Origin of the sequence: Halovivax ruber XH-70, from assembly GCF_000328525.1 — an archaeon.
Taxonomy (GTDB): Archaea; Halobacteriota; Halobacteria; order Halobacteriales; family Natrialbaceae; genus Halovivax; species Halovivax ruber.
This window is the reverse complement of the sequence record NC_019964.1, coordinates 1,796,608-1,814,165: the sequence shown is the minus strand read 5'-3', so window position 1 is coordinate 1,814,165 and position 17,558 is coordinate 1,796,608. Positions and strand designations below refer to the sequence as shown.

Sequence of the window (17,558 nt, the reverse complement as noted above, 5' to 3'; positions counted from 1 at the left end):
TCAGTTACTGTATCCAGTTGTGTCGTCGGGAAACACTCTTGTAACCTCCCGGGAAAGCCATCGGTATGATATCACTCGACGAGGCAGTGACGGCGCAACTCGAGACACACGGGGAGCGCTTCGAGGTCCTGGTCGACCCGGACGCGGCACTCGCCATCAAACGTGGCGAGTTCGACGGCGAACTGGAGGACGTGATCGCCGCGGAGGACGTCTTCGAGAACGCATCGCGAGGCGACCGGCCCGCAGAGTCGGCACTGGAAGAGGTCTTCGAGACGACGGACCCGCTCGAGATCATCCCCGAAGTGATCGAACGCGGGGAGATTCAGATCACGGCCGAACAGCGCCGCGAGATGCAAGAACAGAAGCGAAAGAACCTGATCACGCGCATCACGCGCAACGCGGTCAATCCACAGATGGACAACGCGCCCCACCCTCCGGAGCGTATCGAGAGCGCCCTCGAGGAGGCGGGGTTCCAGGTCGATCCGATGGAACCCGTCGAGGGGCAGGTCGACGACGCTCTCGACGAGTTGCGGCCGGTTATTCCGATTCGGTTCGAAGAGGTGACGCTCGCGGTGTCCCTCCCGGCGGAGTACGCCGGGAGCGCTCAGGCGAAGGTCCGTCAGTTCGGTGATCTAGAGCGCGAGGAGTGGCAGGCGGATGGCTCGTGGGTGGGTGTCCTCACCTTCCCCGCTGGCCTCCAGAACGACTTCTACGACCTGGTGAACGAACACACGAGTGGCGAAGCCGAGACGCGGGTCGTCAAGGACAAAGACGACCTGAACACGCGGTAGCCGCCGCGGGATTCAAGGCGGTCGGTGACGTCGATTCCAGTATGGCGCGGCCAACGCGAACGCGGGAAACGCGAAACGGGGTGACGATCAGTCATCGCTGAGTTAGCGCTATCGGTACGGTGCGGGCGTTCCGATGCGACTCGATCAGTTGCTGGAGGGGCTGTTCGAACAGTGACGAGTGTCCGGAACTCGCTCGCCCGGGAGGAGAGCCACAGATGAGAGCAGTGATCGCAAAGCGTGTGGATTCGGGTGTTCCGGACACCAGTGAGATCACCGACCTCGCCGAGGCCGCGGGCTACACCGTCGTCGGCGAGTGTACGCAGACGCGCACGGCAGACGCTGCGTTACAGCTCGGCGAGGGGAAAGTCGGCGAACTCGCGACACTGGTCGCAGAGACCGACGCCACGACGGTCATCTTCGACAATCGGCTCGGCCCCTATCAGACGTACAACCTCGGCCAGCGCCTGCCGGAGGGCGCCGAGGTGATCGATCGGTTCACACTCATCCTCGAGATCTTCGGCCAGCGTGCGCAGACGCGAAAGGCCCAACTGCAGGTCGAACTCGCGGAGTTGCGCTACGAGTTGCCGCGTGCGGAGGCGAAGGCGAGTCTCGCCCGCCGGGACGAACATCCCGGGTTCATGGGCCTCGGCGAGTACGACGAGAGTCGCGAAGAGGACATCAAAGCGCAGATCAGTCGTATCCGTGACGAACTCGCCCAAATCGAACAGACCGAAGAGCAGCGCCGGGCGCGACGCCGGGACTCGGGGTTCGATCTCGTCGCGCTGGCGGGCTACACGAACGCCGGCAAGTCGACGCTGCTTCGACGCCTCGCGAGCGATCTGGACGTCGACGAGAATGCCGATCTCCATCCCGACCTCGACGCGACCGCCGAATCCGAGGATCGGCTGTTCACGACGCTCGGGACGACGACCCGCCGAGCCGACATCGAGCCTCGCGACGTGCTGGTCACCGACACCGTCGGGTTCATCTCGGATCTGCCTCACTGGCTCGTCGAGTCCTTCAAGTCGACGCTGGACTCGGTCTACCGGGCCGACCTTGTGTTGCTCGTCGTCGACGTCAGTGAACCGATCGACGAGATTCACGAGAAACTCGTCACCAGTCACGACACGCTCTACGAGCGCAACGAGGCGCCGATCGTGACGGTCTTCAACAAGATCGACCGGGTGAGCGACGAGGAACTCGCCGAAAAACGACGCGCCCTCTCCGGGCTCGCACCGAACCCGGTCGCGGTGAGCGCCCGCGAAGGCGAGGGCGTCGACCGATTGCTCGGTCGTATCGACGCGGAACTTCCCGACTGGGAGCACGAACGGCTCGTCCTTCCCATGACCGACGACACCATGAGTGTCGTCTCCTGGATCCACGACAACGCTCACGTCGAGGACGTCACCTACGGCGACGCGGACGTCCACGTCTCGTTCGAGGCCCGCCCCGAGATCGTCGCCAGGGCGCGAACGCGGGCGGGCGACCTGCGAGAGGCCGCTGCCGAGTCCGCCTGAGGTGTCTCGACTCCCAGTCCCAGCGCACCCGACGGAAACCGTTTTCCCGCCGTTCGGTGGCGATGGGGTATGGTCACGCACGATACCCTCTACGAACTGTACGAGTCCTACGATACGGACTCGGTACGGGCGTACCAGACGTTCGTCGATCTGCTGCCGCCGATGGATTCTCGTGTCGTCCTCGAGTACTGGGACCGAGCGAACGCCGAACTCGACCGACGGAAAGAACGGATCCGCTCGGCCTTCGACGAGGGTGAGACGCTCGCCGGCGTTGCCGCCACGGCCACGCGCGATCAGGCGTTCACCGCACTCGACCTGTCCACCTCGCACGGACGGCCAGTCAACGTCCTCGTACTGGACGTCGACGAGACGCTGCGGTCGGCCGGCGGGACGGACAACGAGATTCCGCGAGAGACACTCCACGTCCTCACCCGATTTCACGAGGCGGGTGTCCCGATCGTGATCTGTACCGGACAGACGCTGGAGAACGTCAAGGGGTTCGCGATTCAGGGGCTCGGCAGCGAACTCGTCCACTCGGGCGACCTCGCGATCGTCTACGAGTCGGGAACCGGCGTGTTCGCGCCCGGCCACGGTGCCGAGACGAAGCAGTTGCTGTACGAGGCCCTCGACGAACCCATCAGAGCGATCTTCGAGGACGTCCGGGGGCGGGTCCTGACCGAAGCGCCGGCGGACCTGCGTCGCGGCTGTCACCTGCAAGGGAACGAGTTCAACGTGACACTGAAGCCGAACTACGAGATCGGCTCGCCCGATGCTCGCGAGTTGATCGACGAGGCACTCGGCTACCTGCTCGACCTGCTCGCCGACGCCGTTTACCGGCAACTATCGGCGACTGGGCCGGACGCCGCGGACGGGCGCGGCGCTCCCGATCTCCGACAACAAACGCGGGCATTCTACGCCGATGCGGACCCCGAGATCCGACGCGTGCTCGAACGGGACGGCACCTATCCGGGGACCGATGCGGGTGAACTCTCTGACGACCATGTTGACGTGCTGGAGCGCATCGACGTCGCGTACTATGAGGCCGACGCGGCCGAGATCGGCAGTCTCGAACTCAACAAGGTGGTGGGCGTCCAGCGTGCACTCGACGTCCTCGGCGTAACGGACCCGTTCGCGCTGGTGATGGGCGACTCGAAGAGCGATCTGCGGGTGATGGAGTGGGTAGCCGAGAACAGTGCTGGTATCGTCGCGGCCCCGAACCACGCCTCGACGGCGGTCCTCGATCACGTTCTGTCGACCGACGAACTGGTCTTCGATCGGGGCAAGAGCGCGGACGTCCTCCAGACGATCGCGGCGATGAACGAGTTCGCACTGGTGAGTGAGTAAGGGAGTGAGGTGTGGCCAATTTTCGACCGGATGCGCGGATTGATTCGGGGTTCTTTTCATCTGGCTCTCCGAACGGGTAGGTATGACACTCACGGACGAACAGCGCGCGGTTCGGGACGTGGTACGCGAGTTCGCGCGCGAAGAGATCCGGCCGATCGCGCGCGAGGCAGACGTTACCCAGACGTTCCCGGAGGAGATCTGGGACGGCCTCGCGGAGCTCGACCTGACAGGCCTCACGGTCCCCGCCGAGTACGGCGGCTACGACGCGGACCCGGTGACCGCGAGCGTGGTCTACGAGTCGGTCGCGTACGGCTCACTCGCCGTCGCGACGGCGCTATCCGTCCACGGCCTCGCCACGTCGTGTCTTCGGACGTTCGGGTCCGACGCCCAGCAAGAGCGCTGGCTCCCGGAGATGGCCGACGGGCGACCGGTCGGGGCGTTCGCGCTCTCCGAACCGCACGCGGGGTCGAACCCCGCCGACATGTCGACCGAGGCGCGCCGTGACGGAGACGAGTACGTGATCAACGGCGAGAAACAGTGGATCACGAACGGCGCCCGTTCCGGCGTCATCATCCTCTTCGCCAAGACGGATCGCGAGGACCCCAACACCGTCACTCAGTTCCTCGTCCCGAAGGACGTCGACGGTCTCACGGTCGGCGAGAAGGAGGACAAACTCGGCCTTCGGGCGAGCGACACCACGTCGCTCACCTTCGACGACGTGCGGATCCCGGCCGAAAATCGACTTACCGAGGAGGGAAAGGGCCTCTCGGCCGCGTTCGAGATCCTCACCGGTGGTCGCGTCGCGATCGCCTCGCAGGCGGTCGGACTGGCCGACCACGCCCTAGAAGAGGCCGTCTCCTACAGCCAGGAGCGCGAACAGTTCGACGGCCCGATCGCCGACATCCAGTCGGTCCGGCACACGCTCGCCGAGATGGCGACCAGTACGGAGGCCGCGCGCCAGCTCACTCGCCACGCCGCTCGCCAGCGCGCAGCGGGCACCGCTGACGCCCCGATGGCTGCCAGTATGGCGAAGTACACCGCCAGCGAGGCGGCGATGGACGTGACGAACGACGCCGTCCAGCTCCACGGCGGCTACGGCTACGTCACCGAGGGCGAGGTCGAACGTCTCTACCGCGACGCCAAGATCACCGAGATCTACGAGGGGACGACCGAGATTCAAAAGACCGTCATCGCGCGTCACCTGCTCGACTGATCCCGCCGCAATTTCTCCTCGTCGGACGCGTGAATTCGGTAGTCACGGCGATCGCCTCACGAACCGGACGTGTCGGTGGTCCGTTTCGCGTACGCGAAGACGAGGAGCGACGTGACGAGCCAGACGACAGCACCGACGCGGATGGCGAACTCGACGCGGTCGCCCCACGTCGGCAGGTCGGCAGGGAGCGAGAGGATCGCGACGATCGGGGCACCGACGACGATCGTCAGGACGAACGTCATCTGCATCACCCAGCCGTAATCGAGGCCGTCGGGTGTACTCGTTTCGACGGGTTCTGGCACGAGTCACTCTCTCTGGTCAGCGGTCTTAAAGTCGACGTCACACGGTGCTGTGCGGTCGTCGGCGGCGGAGGGAAACCGGCACGATGGCCCCCAATCGGTGGAATTTACCCGGTCGAGTCGAAGGATCAGCTATGACGTCCGTCCGCGACCTGCAAGCGAAAGCGGGGACCGAGCCGATTACCATGTTGACGGCCTACGACGCCCCGACGGCAGCGATCGTCGACGATGCCGGCGTCGACGTGATCCTCGTCGGCGACAGCGTCGCCAATGCGGCGCTGGGCTACGAGACGACCGTTCCCGTCGACGTCGACGTCATGGCCCATCACGTCGGGGCCGTCACCCGGGCGACCGAGGAGGCGATGGTCGTCGCGGACATGCCCTTCCTCTCCTACGGCGCGGACGAAGCGACGGGGATCGAGAACGCCGGTCGGATGCTTCAGCAAGAGGACGCGGACGCGGTCAAGCTGGAGTGTGGTCCGCACACGGTCGACCTCACCCGGCGACTCGTCGAACTCGGTATTCCGGTGATGGCCCACCTCGGGTTGACGCCCCAGCACGTCAACCAGTACGGTGGCTATCCGCGCCAGGGAACGGATCAAGAGAGCGCAGAGCGCATTCTCGAACTCGCGCGGGAACACGAGGACGCTGGCGCGTTCTCGCTCGTTCTGGAACACGTCCCCTCGAACGTCGCGGCCGAGGTGACCGACGCCATCGACATCCCGACGATCGGGATCGGCGCCGGTCCGGACTGTGACGGTCAAGTACTCGTCTTCCACGATGCGGTCGGTATGAGCGAGTGGTCTCCGTCGTTCGCGAAACAGTTCGGCGACGTCAAAGGGGAGATGGAGTCGGCAGTGTCCGACTACGTCGAGGCGGTCGAATCCGAGTCGTTCCCGGCCGAGGAACACAGTCACGAACAGGCCGACCTCGACGAACTGTACTGACACGCCGATAGTCCAGGCCGATTTTTGCTCCTGGCGGCCATATTCTATTCGCGCTCGCTACCCGTCGATTTCGTCCGTGAGAAACGAGGTGAGCGCTTCGTTGAACGCAGTTGGTTGCTCGACCATCGCCAGGTGTGCCGCGTCTTCGATCTCGACCAGGGTCGTCTCCGGAATCTCGTCGGCGAGGTACTCGTGGAACCAGGGTGGCGTCAACTGGTCTCCGCTTCCGTACACGACCAGTGTGGGGACGGAAATTTCACCGAGCCGATCGCGCACGTCGAACCGGTGGGAGGTGAGGAAGTCCCGATGGGTGACGGCGGAGCCGGTTTCGGCCATGGTTTCACTCGAGCGCTCCCGGACGTCCGGATCGGGGTCGAGGAAGAGTCGGCCCGGTTCGTGGAGGAACTCGTTCGCCCGCTCGAAGTCGTTGTCGAGCCAGTCGAGCAGGTCTTCTAACACTCCCAGTCGCGCTCCGGTACCGGTCAGGACGGCCGCATCGACGTCGACGTCCCGCTCTATCAACAGGTGCTGGGCAACTGCTCCGCCCAGGGAGTTACCGACCAGGACGCGGTCGCCGGTCGATTCGAGGACGGCGAGGACGTCGTCTGCGTAGGCCGTAAGCGTCTGGTAGCCCGCCCGCGCGTCGATATCCTCGGAGTCGCCGTGACCGCTCAGGTCCAGCGTGGTGATGGGGCGGTCCCTGGCGAGGGGGAGTTGGCCGTTCCAGACGCGACCCGTCGCGCCACTGCCGTGGACGAAACAGCACCCGGCTGCGTCGGATCGATCGGGGTCATCCCGGCGATCGACGTGACGGTAGGCCGTCACCCGGTCGTGGTGAGTGACCGTTTCCATACCCATCCTTCCACGACCGGACCTATAAGTGCCGGTGCCTGTTGGATTGTGAACCGCGAACAGCGTTCTATTTCGATTTCGGGGGATGTGGTGGGGGTGTTGGAGATAGATTTATATAGTAGCAATGCTTACTTGGGGTTAGTAACACATGACTATCGCAGACACCGCCGACGCACAGTCGGCCATGGTGCGGACGTACGAGTACGACGACTCGTCGGTCGTGGTCGCGGACCTCGCCGACGCGTCGGCCGAACCCGCCGTCGACGTCGTCGACGGCACGGCTATCGTGGTTCTCGATGGCCGCCAACACGAGATCGACCTGCCCCAGGAGGGAACGGTAGCGGACACGTTTATGAAAAACGGCGTGCTCAGCATCGAACTGGAGGGTACCCGATGAAACTTACCGTCAAACCATTAAAGCAGAAGGACGCCGGTCGCGGACTCGCTGCGATCGATCGCGCGTCGATGCGCGAGATCGGCCTGGAGAACGGCGACTACATCCTCATCCAGGGCAACGGCGAGGGGCGATCCGTCGCCCGCGTCTGGCCCGGCTACCCCGAAGACGAAGGGAAGGGGATCATCCGTATCGACGGCCGGCTTCGCCAGGAAGCGGGTGTCGGGATCGACGACAGCATCGCCGTCGAGGCGGCCGACGTCAACCCGGCGACGTCGGTTACCGTCGCCCTGCCGCAGAATCTCCGGATCCGCGGCGACATCGGCCCGCTCGTCCGGGACAAACTGAGCGGCCAGGCGGTCACCGAGGGACAGACCGTGCCGTTTTCGTTCTCGTTCGGCCCCATGGCCGGTTCCGGCCAGTCGGTCCCGCTGAAGATCGCCGAGACGGCGCCGTCCGGGACGGTCGTGATCACCGACTCGACCTCGATTCAGATCTCGGAGAAACCGGCCGAGCAGATCTCGAGTCGCGGTGAGGGAACCGAAGGCCTCCCCGACGTGACCTACGAGGACATCGGCGGTCTCGAGGGCGAACTGGATCAGGTCCGGGAGATGATCGAACTGCCGATGCGCCACCCCGAACTGTTCCAGCAACTCGGCATCGAGCCGCCGAAAGGCGTCCTCTTACACGGACCGCCGGGCACGGGCAAGACGCTGATGGCGAAGGCCGTCGCCAACGAGATCGACGCCCACTTCGAGACGATCTCCGGTCCGGAGATCATGTCCAAGTACTACGGCGAATCCGAAGAGCAACTGCGCGAGGTGTTCGAGGAGGCCGAGGAGAACGCGCCGGCGATCGTCTTCATCGACGAGATCGACTCGATCGCCTCGAAGCGTGAGGAGACGAGTGGGGACGTCGAACGCCGCGTCGTCGCCCAGCTCCTCTCGCTGATGGACGGCCTCGAAGAGCGCGGCCGGGTCACCGTCATCGCCGCGACGAACCGCGTCGACGCCATCGATCCCGCACTTCGACGCGGTGGCCGCTTCGACCGCGAGATCGAGATCGGCGTCCCGGACAAGGAAGGCCGCACCGAGATCTTGCAGGTCCACACGCGTGGCATGCCGCTGGTCGATTCGATCGACCTCGACCAGTACGCCGAGAACACGCACGGTTTCGTCGGTGCCGACCTGGCGACGCTCGCCCGCGAGGCGGCGATGAACGCCCTGCGACGTATCCGGCCCGAACTCGATCTGGAGGAAGAGGAGATCGACGCCGAGGTCCTCGAAACGCTCCAGGTGAAGGAAGTCGACTTCAAGGAGGCACTCAAGGGCATCCAGCCCTCCGCCCTCCGCGAGGTGTTCGTCGAGGTGCCGGACGTCACCTGGGACGACGTCGGTGGACTCGAAGCAACCGAAGAGCGGCTTCGCGAGACGATCCAGTGGCCACTCGACTACCCCGAAGTGTACGACGAGATGGACATGCAGGCGCCGAAGGGCGTCCTCATGTACGGCCCACCGGGGACCGGGAAGACCCTGCTCGCGAAGGCCGTCGCCAACGAATCCCAGTCGAACTTCATCTCGATCAAGGGACCCGAACTGTTGAACAAGTTCGTCGGCGAGTCCGAGAAGGGCATCCGCGAGGTCTTCGAGAAGGCCCGCTCGAACGCCCCGACCGTGATCTTCTTCGACGAGATCGACTCGATCGCGGGCGAACGCGGGCGCAACTCCGGTGACTCGGGCGTCTCCGAGCGGATGGTCAGCCAGTTGCTGACCGAACTCGACGGCCTCGAAGAGCTAGAGGACGTCGTCGTCATCGCGACGACCAACCGGCCGGACCTCATCGACTCGGCGTTGCTCCGCCCCGGGCGACTCGACCGCCACATCCACGTCCCCGTTCCGGACGAGGCGGCCCGTCGGAAGATCTTCGCGGTCCACACGGAACACAAACCGCTCGCCGACGCGATCGATCTCGACTGGCTCGCGGCCGAAACCGAGGGCTACGTCGGTGCCGACATCGAGGCCGTCACGCGAGAGGCGTCGATGGCGGCGACTCGCGAGTTCATCAACTCGGTCGACCCCGACGAGATGGACGACACGCTCGGAAACGTCCGTATCTCGAAGGAACACTTCGAACACGCACTCGCGGAGGTCTCGCCGAGCGTGACCGCCGAGACTCGAGAGCGCTACGACGAGATCGAAGAGCAGTTCGACTCGGCCGAACCAGCTGCGGCAGAAGAAGATCAGCTCGGTCGAACCTTCCAGTAGGACCTTTTACCGGGTTCTCGCTCCCACGGGTCGCATCGAACCCGGTAAAATCTCCACCAAAAATACCGCACCGCGTGGGTGCTCCGCGTCGGTACACACACAGATTTCTGCCGAGTCCGCCTGCACCGTTCGTCGCCATTTCCGACGATACGTCTCCGATCGCGAGCGAACCGGCCCGTTACAGCTCGGCGAGAACGTCGTCCGCGTGGCCCTCGGGATCGACGCCCTCGTACGCGGCGACGATCGTGCCGTCGCCGTCCAGGACGTAGGTATTTCGGAAGACGCCGTCGAACGTGTTCCCGAACATGTTCTTCTCGCCGTAGGAGTCGTAGGCCGCGGAAACGCTGCCATCCTCGTCCGAGAGGAGGTGGAAGTTCAGGTCGTAGTCGTCGGCGAACTCGGCCAGGTCGGCGACCGGATCGTCACTGATCCCGAGGACTACTGCGTCGTGATCGTCGAGCTGCGGTCGTGCGTCGCGGAACTCGCAGGCTTCGACCGTACAGCCCTCGGTGTTCGCGCGCGGGTAGAAGTAGACCACGACCGGCTGTCCGGCGAAGGAATCGAGCGAGACCGTTTCGCCGCGTTGATTCTCGAGTTCGAACGTGGGTGCGTCGGTGCCAACGTCGAGCATAAATGGGCGTTTGGTCGGCCCCGACGTAGTGGTGTCGGTCCCGGCGGTTCCGACGGTGTCGGTCGCCACCACAGCGAAAAATCGCGGTCAGACTCTCGTGACGGCGGCCCACTCGATTACTCGAGGGGCTTCGCCGCATCGCGCTCGATCAGCGGATCCGCGTTCGCTTCGGGGAGGGTCACGACGTCGTCGCTCGCGAGGGTGTACTCCCGGTCGTCGACGCCGAGGATGGAGCCGACGTCAGCCGTGATCTGGACCGTTACTCTGGCGACGGCCGAGTCTTCGGCCGGTTCGTCGTTGGTCTCCGGGGTGGATGGCGCGGACGCATCGGTGTCCGAGTCGTCCGTCGCCTCGTCTGTCGATCGATCACTGGGCTCGGCTGGCGTCGATTCGGTACTCGACGAGGCCGCCCCCATCGCCTCGGCGGCGTCGAACGCGTCGTCTGCCGTCCCACCATCCGGACCGGAATCGGTGTGCGGTTCGTCGGCCGGCGCCACCGGCGGATTCGCCGAATCTGGATCCGACATCGTCTGCTCTGTCTGTGACGTGGTGTCGCGCTCGCTGGCATCGATGGCGGGGTTGTCCGCGACGGTCGTCTCGGCTCCTTCGAGAACGGAGAGTATCTCTTCTTTGTTCGTCTCGATCCGCTCGACCAGGTCGTCGAACAGCGTCGCTTCCTCGCTCGTTAGCCCGTCCGAGTCGGCCGTCATCCCGGCGGCGGCGAGGCTCGCCTGTTTGACGAGTTTCCCCATTCGGCGCTCGTAGATAGCTTCGGCGACGTCTTTCGACGTCTCGATCTCGTCCGTGAGTCGAGTCACTTCAGGTGCGGCGAACGGGTTCTCGTGTTCGGCGGCGACCTGATCCCGTTCGTGTTCTAACGCCTCGATGTACTCACCGACTTCCTGGTAGAACGATGGCCGCAGCTCCTGAAGGCTGTCTTTCTGGCGTTCCGTGTTCCGGACTGACCGGAGTTCCTCCAGATTCATACTGCGGTGGGTGTGGCCGGCGGCCGATCAGGCGCCGGTCTCTTTCTCTTTCTCTGCGCGGCCACGCGCCATGAGGAACATGGCAACGTGCTCTGGTACTGACTGCTCACCCTCCGTGACTGTAAAGGTGTCGCCACCGAGTTCGACGGGGCCGCCGCGGTCGACCGTCACCCGGATCTCGTGTCCGGTGAACGTCTCGGGGACGGCGTCGACGAGCGGGTCGAAGTCGGTGAGGTCCGCGCGGTCGATTCGCCGAACCGCGAGCGAGCTGCCGCCGTGGAGGCTCCCGGGGAGCCTGATGAGCCGGTTGGTGTCCGTCGTCACCGGCTCGTCGATGGGTGCGTTCTCCGCCTCGACCGTTCGCTCGGCGAAGCGCTGGGCGAGCTGGGCGATTGCGGTGTGGACGGTGACGTTCCCGGCCTCGATCGCCGCCCGGTTGTTCGTCGCCGCGTTCAGCGCGGCCGTCGCCTTTCCTTCCCCGATCCCGTCGAACGACTGGAGTCGTTCGAGAGCAGCTTCCTCGTCCATCGCCAACAGGTCGTCGAGGAAGGAAACGAAGCGATCGTGCAGTCGTTCTCCCCAGCCACCGCTGGTTCGCAGGATGCGACGCTCGGTCGGTGTTTCTCGCCCCATTCCTGCGACGGTCTCCGTCTCGATGAGGTGGTCGAACTCGAGGCCGATACCGCGGACGTAATCGACGATTTCGCGACGGTGTTCGCGTTCGAGGTGGCGGATCCGCTCGTCTCTGACGTGGACGTGATACCCGCGACCGCCGGAGAAGACGATCTCCATGTCCTCGAACCCGAAGTCGTCTTCGAGGAAGTCGAGGAGGCGACGGAGGGCGTCCTTGCACGTGGCGAGCATTTCGGCGTAGGAGTCCTCACCGAGGGTGACCCCCGGGAGGTGGTCGGCGTCCAGATCGAAGACGAGGTCCGATCGTTGCCATCCCTTCTCGTCCATGGAATTGGCGCCCGGGTCCTCGTACAGTCCGGCGGAGTAGTAGACGTGGCGCGGACGCTCGCGCTCTAAGAAGGTCTCGATGTCGCCGATGTCGAGGACGGATCGATGTCGAATCATCCGCGTGTCGGGGCCGCTCGTCCAGGGAATGTACCCCCACTCGCGGGATTCCGGTGCGGGCGGTGGCGTAATCTGGGCCCGCCGGTAGTAATCCCTGAACCGGCCACGAAGGTACGCTCGCGTTCGCTCCTCCATTCGCCACTGACTCGCTCGCGGTGGCGTATAACTGTATTGGAGGCGACGTCGACGAAGGAACGACGGGAGTAATCAAGATTCGGGTAGTCTTGGCCTGTCTCGGTCGGCTACCGTCGATTCGGCGTGCTCGACAGACGATCCACACTCGAATCTCCGCCGCCCTACTTCTCCGTTCAGCGCGGTACGAACTCGGAGAGTCGGTCAGTCAGTCCCGCGTCGGACGTGAGTTTGAGATAGTAGGCGTCGCCGCCGTCTTCGTAGTAATTCTCGATGCGCCGGGTGATCTCGAAGCCGAGGTGCTCGTAAAATTGCAGAGCGTTCTCGTTGGTCGTCCGGGCGTGACACGTCACCGACCGGTGGTCTGTCGCGACCGCCGAGACGAGCCGTTTGCCGATCCCTCGTCCCTGACAGTCGGGATCGACGCCGAGAAAGAGGATGTAGCCGTCGCGTCGGACCGTCACGAACCCGACGAGCGATTCGTCGTCGTGTTCGTGGACGATGCAGTGGACGGTCGATCGACGGTAGGCGTCGGAGAAAAAGTCCCAGCGTTGTTTCAGTACGTTTTCGCGCTCGCGAATCCGCTCTTTGAGTTCCCAGGCGTCTTCGACGTACTCGTCGCTGCCCGCGGGGACGACACGGCTATCGACGTTGACGCTCACTGTCACGGGATACCAGCGTCGTCAATATAATTCTGCCGGCAGCGGGTATTGCGAATCGATGCACATACCGTGGCGGGCCCAGAAAGAACGGCTATGCCCTACGAGCTTCGGCCCCACACGGCCGACATCGCCGTCGCGGCGACCGGACGGACGCTGTCGGCTGTCTTCGAAGCGACGGCCGACGGGCTCGCGGCCGCGAGTTGTGACGAACTGATCGATTCGGGCGAGCAACTCGATATCACCGCCTCGGCCGAGTCGCTGGAGGCCCTACTCTTCGAGTACCTCGACGAACTCATCTACGTGCGCGACGTCGAACTCGTCCTTCCGGTCGACCACGAGGTTTCGATTGCCGAGCGAGCTGGTGGGTGGGAACTCGAGGGCCGTGCCCGAGGAATCCCTCTCGACGAAATCGATGCCAGAGAGGTCAAGGCGGTTACCTACGCCGATATGCGCATAGAGGAGACGGCAGCCGGTTGGGAGGCCTACGTCGTCTTCGACGTGTGATGTGTCAGTAACTACCTCTTCCGTCGCCGGCATCGGAACTCGGCATCCAGGTGCCAACGCCTTTTAGGGGTGCAAACGGACGTTCGGGTATGACTACGTACGACGCGAACGGCGTGACCCTGGAACAGGTCCGCGAGTACGTCTGGGAGATCCCGCAGGACGGTGAGATGCGGGTTCCCGCGCGTGTGCTCGCGAGCGAGTCGCTCCTCGACGAGATCAGCGACGACAAGACGCTAGAACAACTGCAAAATACGACGCACCTGCCGGGGATCACCGACTACGCGATCTGCATGCCTGACGGGCATCAGGGCTACGGCTTCCCGGTGGGCGGTGTGGGCGCGATGGACGCCGAAAACGGCTGTATTTCGCCCGGGGCGGTCGGCTACGACATCAACTGTGGCGTCCGAATGATGACGACGAACCTCACCTACGACGACGTTCGGGGCCACGAACGCGAACTCGTCGATTCGCTGTTCGCGAACGTGCCGTCCGGCCTCGGCGGTGGCGGGATCGTCGAGGCGGGGATCGACACCATCGACGAGATCCTCGCGCGCGGCGTCGACTGGGCACTGGAGCACGGCTACGCCGTCGAAGACGATCTGCGCCACTGTGAAGACGAGGGCGTCCGCGAGGAAGCCGACCCGGCGATGGTTTCGCAGAAGGCGAAGGACCGCGGGAAGAACCAGATCGGTTCGCTCGGGTCGGGGAACCACTTCCTCGAGGTCCAGCGGGTCACCGACGTCTTCGACGACGAGGTGGGTGCGGCGTTCGGACTGACGGCGGATCAGATCGTCGTCCTCATCCACTGCGGCTCGCGCGGACTGGGCCACCAGACGTGCAACGACTACCTCCGGAAGATCGAACAACACCACCAGGGACTGCTCGATCAACTCCCGGACAAGGAACTCGCGGCGGCGCCGGCCGGCTCACAGCTCGCCGAGGAGTACTACGCGGCGATGAACGCGGCGATCAACTTCGCGTGGGTCAACCGGCAACTGATCATGCACCGCACCCGAGAAGTCTTCGAGCGGGTGTTCGACCGCTCGTGGCAGGACATGGAGATGGAGCTGTTGTACGACGTCGCACACAACATCGCGAAGAAGGAGACGCACACAGTCGGCGCGGCGTCGCACTCCGCAGACGCCGCGAGCGGCGCCGAACCGCGAGCCGATGAGACCGAGCGCGAACTCTACGTCCACCGGAAGGGAGCCACACGAGCCTTCCCGGCGGGCCATCCCGAGGTGCCAGCGGCCTACCGGGACGTCGGTCAGCCCGTCATCATCCCGGGGAGCATGGGCGCGGGCAGTTACGTTCTCCGTGGCGGCGAGGCGTCGATGGACCTCACGTTCGGCTCGACGGCGCACGGGGCTGGCCGTCTCATGAGTCGGACGCAGGCCAAAGACGAGTACTGGGGCGGTGACGTCCAGGAGGAACTCGAGTCCGACCACCAGATCTACGTCAAGGCCCAGTCCGGCGCCACGGTCGCCGAGGAAGCGCCGGGCGTTTACAAGGACGTCGACGAGGTCGTCCGCGTCTCCGACGCGCTCGGCATCGGCGACAAGGTCGCTCGAACGTTCCCCGTCTGTAACATCAAGGGGTGAGTCGGCCGATTACGACGAGTCGGCCGCTGACGGTCGGATCGACCATCCGCCCCATCACCCGATCTTGAACGGACTGTCGTCATCGCTCGAGGTGCCATCTTCGCCGTCGACGTTCTCCTCGGCGTACGGCTTTCTGGCGGAGATCGTCACCGACGCTTCGGGATCGTCTTCGTCCGCCCAGGGGCTCTCGTATGCGGTGAGCTCGAGGTCGGTCACTTCCCAGCCCTCAGATTCGATCAACTCGACGAGCGTCCGGCCGTCTGTGAGCATCTCGTCTTCCATAGGCTAGCACCGCCGTCCGCCCGTGTAGGTGTTGTGCCGAACTGGTGGCTGTGGTGGGACCACCGTGCCGTGTCTGTAAGCTGTGGTGGGACCATCGTGGCGTGCCTGAAAACACCCCAACACGTCACTCGCTTGGCGACCGATCGACGTCGAGCGATTCGGTGACGAGCCGTCGGTGCGCTCGACGGAGCCGCTCGGAGAGGGCCTGGTGGGAGATATCGAGTTCGGCGGCGAGCCCTTCCATGTCGACGTTTCGCGGGATCTCGTAGTAGCCGGCGGCGAGGGCCGTGACGAGTGTTTCGTACTGGGCGTCCGTCAACCCGTATCGACTGCGTTCGGTCAGTTCGAGTTCGTGCACTCTGGCGACATCGATGGTGAGGCCGGCTTCGGTCGCCGCGTCGTAGGTTGCCGACAGCACGTCGCGTTCTGGGACGAGTACACGCAGGTGCCACTGCGCGCCGGTGCCGAAGGCATCGAGGATCGTCGAACTGGTCGACGTGAGCCGGTTCACCGTCTCGATCACCGAATCGGCCCACTGGATCAGATACCGGCGTTCGTCGTCACCGTTTGCGAGTTGTTTGGATCCGACGACCGTCGGGTCTGCCTCGAGGTGGTCGTCGAGTGTTGCGAGTGACTCCCGATCTGCACGAAAGCCGACGTGTGGCATGATCGAGTCGGTACCCGACGCGACGACCGGCTCGATCCGAACCTCGAGTGACGGCACGCGATCCAGTGATCGAGCGAGAGCGAACTCGCGAGCCGGTATCACGAGCTCGGCTGTCGTGCCCATAGGGTGGCCACCACCTCCAGCCAAATGAGTTGTCTTCAGCGACGGAAGATGGTTCGTCGTTCCGACTGTTCTCTGTTCCTCCCGCCGTTCGTCCCTGTCCGCCAGTCGATCAGCTCCTCGAACGAAATCTGCCGGCCCGTCTCGGCGGGTCGATGGAACCGAACTATCCGTGGACGCATTTATGCCGGTCGGCCGACTACGCCGGTGCGTGCTCACCGATTCGTTCGGACGCGAGGTGACCGGCGTTCGGGTGTCGTTGACCGATCGGTGTAACTTCGACTGCGTCTACTGTCACAACGAAGGGCTCGGTGATACACGCGGGCCTATGGCGGCTCAGGACCACGAGATGGGTGCCGACGACGTCGTCCGGATTCTCGAGGTGCTTACGGAGTTCGACGTCGACTCGGTCAAGTTTACCGGAGGCGAGCCGCTGTTGCGTGAGGACCTCGAATCGATCGTCGCCCGGGCACCTGAGGAACTCTCGCTGTCGATGACGACGAACGGGACCTTCCTTCCCGGCAGAGCGACGGCACTCGCCGAGGCCGGACTGGAGCGGGTAAACATCTCCCAGGACGCCCTGGACCGGGAGGTGTTCACGAAGGTGACCGGAAGCGGTGCCTACGACGCGGTGATGGACGGCGTCGATGCCGCCCTCGATGCCGGTCTCGGTCCCGTCAAACTCAACGTCGTCGTGTTCGACGAGACGGCGCCGTACGTCCCGGAGATGGTCGACTACGTCGCGCGGAATCCGGGACTGCGACTCCAGCTCATCGAGTACATGCCCGAACTGACGGGCAATCCGGAGTGGGGGATCGACATCCAGCGCGTTCACGAGTGGCTGGCCGATCGAGCCGTCGAGCACACCCAGCGCGAGATGCACGATCGGGCCCGGTACTGGGTCGCACCCGAGGCTGCGGACGATCCGTCACCCTCTGAGAGGGATCCGGAGGCGAGCGATACTGACCCCGACGAGCAGCTGGGGATGGTCGAGATCGTCGACCCGGTCGAGAATCCGACGTTCTGTGCGAACTGTCATCGGGTCCGGGTGACCCACGACGGCCGGTTCACTGGGTGTCTCAATCGCACCGACGATTTCTGCTCGATGGGGGAGTTGACGAAATCGGAGATCCGGGCGGCATATCGCGACGTGGTCGCGAATCGAGTCCCTTTCTACGGCGAGTACATGATCGAAACCGAATCGGGTGAGTGGGAGATAAACGACGCATACGTGGAGTCTCCACCCGGTTCGCCGTGATCGGTCTCGGCCGGGCT

18 protein-coding genes are annotated in these 17,558 nt (G+C 64.5%); 10 read left to right on the top strand and 8 right to left on the bottom strand.

The features are described from left to right. Positions 1–65: 65 nt before the first annotated feature. The 4 genes from HALRU_RS08595 (at position 66) to HALRU_RS08580 (ending at position 4,865) form a co-directional block, all read left to right on the top strand. Complete coding sequence (locus tag HALRU_RS08595) at positions 66–791, top strand: ribosome assembly factor SBDS (RefSeq protein WP_015301004.1); 726 nt, start codon at positions 66–68, stop codon at positions 789–791. Between the two features lie 215 nt (positions 792–1,006). Further along, on the top strand, positions 1,007–2,308 hold the full coding sequence (hflX, locus tag HALRU_RS08590) for a GTPase HflX (RefSeq protein ID WP_015301003.1): 1,302 nt from the start codon (positions 1,007–1,009) through the stop codon (positions 2,306–2,308). Positions 2,309–2,377: 69 nt separating this feature from the next. Next, a complete protein-coding gene (locus HALRU_RS08585; RefSeq protein ID WP_015301002.1) occupies positions 2,378–3,652 on the top strand; it encodes an HAD family hydrolase in 1,275 nt (424 codons plus the stop codon). An 82-nt stretch (positions 3,653–3,734) separates the two neighbouring features. Beyond that, the gene (locus HALRU_RS08580) at positions 3,735–4,865 is read left to right on the top strand and encodes an acyl-CoA dehydrogenase family protein (RefSeq protein WP_015301001.1); all 1,131 of its coding nucleotides are present in this window, start codon (positions 3,735–3,737) and stop codon (positions 4,863–4,865) included. Positions 4,866–4,921: 56 nt separating this feature from the next. On the opposite strand, the gene HALRU_RS08575 is transcribed toward HALRU_RS08580, so the two are convergent. Then, positions 4,922–5,167: a DUF5822 domain-containing protein gene (locus HALRU_RS08575; RefSeq protein WP_015301000.1), complete on the bottom strand. Its 246-nt coding sequence runs from the start codon at positions 5,165–5,167 to the stop codon at positions 4,922–4,924. A gap of 131 nt (positions 5,168–5,298) precedes the next feature. Here HALRU_RS08575 and panB point away from each other — a divergent pair, with 131 nt between their 5' ends. Next, positions 5,299–6,111 carry a 3-methyl-2-oxobutanoate hydroxymethyltransferase gene (gene panB, locus HALRU_RS08570; RefSeq protein ID WP_015300999.1) on the top strand — a complete coding sequence of 271 codons (813 nt, stop codon included), beginning with the start codon at positions 5,299–5,301 and terminating at the stop codon, positions 6,109–6,111. A gap of 57 nt (positions 6,112–6,168) precedes the next feature. Here the strand turns inward: panB and HALRU_RS08565 are convergent, their stop codons facing one another. Continuing rightward, positions 6,169–6,963, bottom strand: a complete 795-nt coding sequence (locus HALRU_RS08565) for an alpha/beta fold hydrolase (protein WP_015300998.1) — start codon at positions 6,961–6,963, stop codon at positions 6,169–6,171. 148 nt (positions 6,964–7,111) lie between these two features. On the opposite strand from HALRU_RS08565, the gene HALRU_RS08560 reads away from it, so the two are divergent. Both HALRU_RS08560 and HALRU_RS08555 read left to right on the top strand, forming a co-directional pair. Then, positions 7,112–7,360: a DUF7127 family protein gene (locus tag HALRU_RS08560; RefSeq protein ID WP_015300997.1), complete on the top strand. Its 249-nt coding sequence runs from the start codon at positions 7,112–7,114 to the stop codon at positions 7,358–7,360. Further along, positions 7,357–9,621 carry a CDC48 family AAA ATPase gene (locus HALRU_RS08555; RefSeq protein WP_015300996.1) on the top strand — a complete coding sequence of 755 codons (2,265 nt, stop codon included), beginning with the start codon at positions 7,357–7,359 and terminating at the stop codon, positions 9,619–9,621. Before HALRU_RS08560 ends, HALRU_RS08555 begins: the two co-directional genes overlap by 4 nt. A 178-nt stretch (positions 9,622–9,799) precedes the next feature. Here HALRU_RS08555 and bcp read toward each other — a convergent pair whose 3' ends face one another. The 4 genes from bcp to HALRU_RS08535 form a co-directional block, all read right to left on the bottom strand. Then, positions 9,800–10,252 carry a thioredoxin-dependent thiol peroxidase gene (gene bcp, locus HALRU_RS08550; RefSeq protein ID WP_015300995.1) on the bottom strand — a complete coding sequence of 151 codons (453 nt, stop codon included), beginning with the start codon at positions 10,250–10,252 and terminating at the stop codon, positions 9,800–9,802. A gap of 116 nt (positions 10,253–10,368) precedes the next feature. Next, a complete protein-coding gene (locus HALRU_RS08545) occupies positions 10,369–11,238 on the bottom strand; it encodes a hypothetical protein (protein WP_015300994.1) in 870 nt (289 codons plus the stop codon). A gap of 27 nt (positions 11,239–11,265) precedes the next feature. Continuing rightward, complete coding sequence (gene priS / locus HALRU_RS08540; RefSeq protein WP_015300993.1) at positions 11,266–12,450, bottom strand: DNA primase small subunit PriS; 1,185 nt, start codon at positions 12,448–12,450, stop codon at positions 11,266–11,268. 173 nt (positions 12,451–12,623) lie between these two features. Further along, a complete protein-coding gene (locus tag HALRU_RS08535; protein WP_015300992.1) occupies positions 12,624–13,109 on the bottom strand; it encodes a GNAT family N-acetyltransferase in 486 nt (161 codons plus the stop codon). Positions 13,110–13,202: 93 nt separating this feature from the next. Between HALRU_RS08535 and HALRU_RS08530 the strand changes: the two genes are divergently transcribed. Both HALRU_RS08530 and HALRU_RS08525 read left to right on the top strand, forming a co-directional pair. Then, a complete protein-coding gene (locus HALRU_RS08530; RefSeq protein ID WP_015300991.1) occupies positions 13,203–13,613 on the top strand; it encodes an archease in 411 nt (136 codons plus the stop codon). 89 nt (positions 13,614–13,702) lie between these two features. Next, positions 13,703–15,214, top strand: coding sequence for an RtcB family protein (locus HALRU_RS08525; RefSeq protein WP_015300990.1), 1,512 nt, complete (start codon positions 13,703–13,705; stop codon positions 15,212–15,214). Between the two features lie 54 nt (positions 15,215–15,268). Here HALRU_RS08525 and HALRU_RS08520 read toward each other — a convergent pair whose 3' ends face one another. Together HALRU_RS08520 and HALRU_RS08515 are read right to left on the bottom strand one after the other, a co-directional pair. Further along, positions 15,269–15,496 (bottom strand): hypothetical protein, encoded by a 228-nt coding sequence (locus HALRU_RS08520; RefSeq protein ID WP_015300989.1) that lies wholly within the window; start codon positions 15,494–15,496, stop codon positions 15,269–15,271. 124 nt (positions 15,497–15,620) lie between these two features. Further along, entirely contained in the window at positions 15,621–16,286 is a 666-nt protein-coding gene (locus HALRU_RS08515) for a helix-turn-helix domain-containing protein (protein ID WP_015300988.1), read from the bottom strand. Positions 16,287–16,494: 208 nt separating this feature from the next. On the opposite strand from HALRU_RS08515, the gene moaA reads away from it, so the two are divergent. Then, complete coding sequence (gene moaA, locus HALRU_RS08510; protein ID WP_015300987.1) at positions 16,495–17,541, top strand: GTP 3',8-cyclase MoaA; 1,047 nt, start codon at positions 16,495–16,497, stop codon at positions 17,539–17,541. Positions 17,542–17,558: the final 17 nt, after the last annotated feature.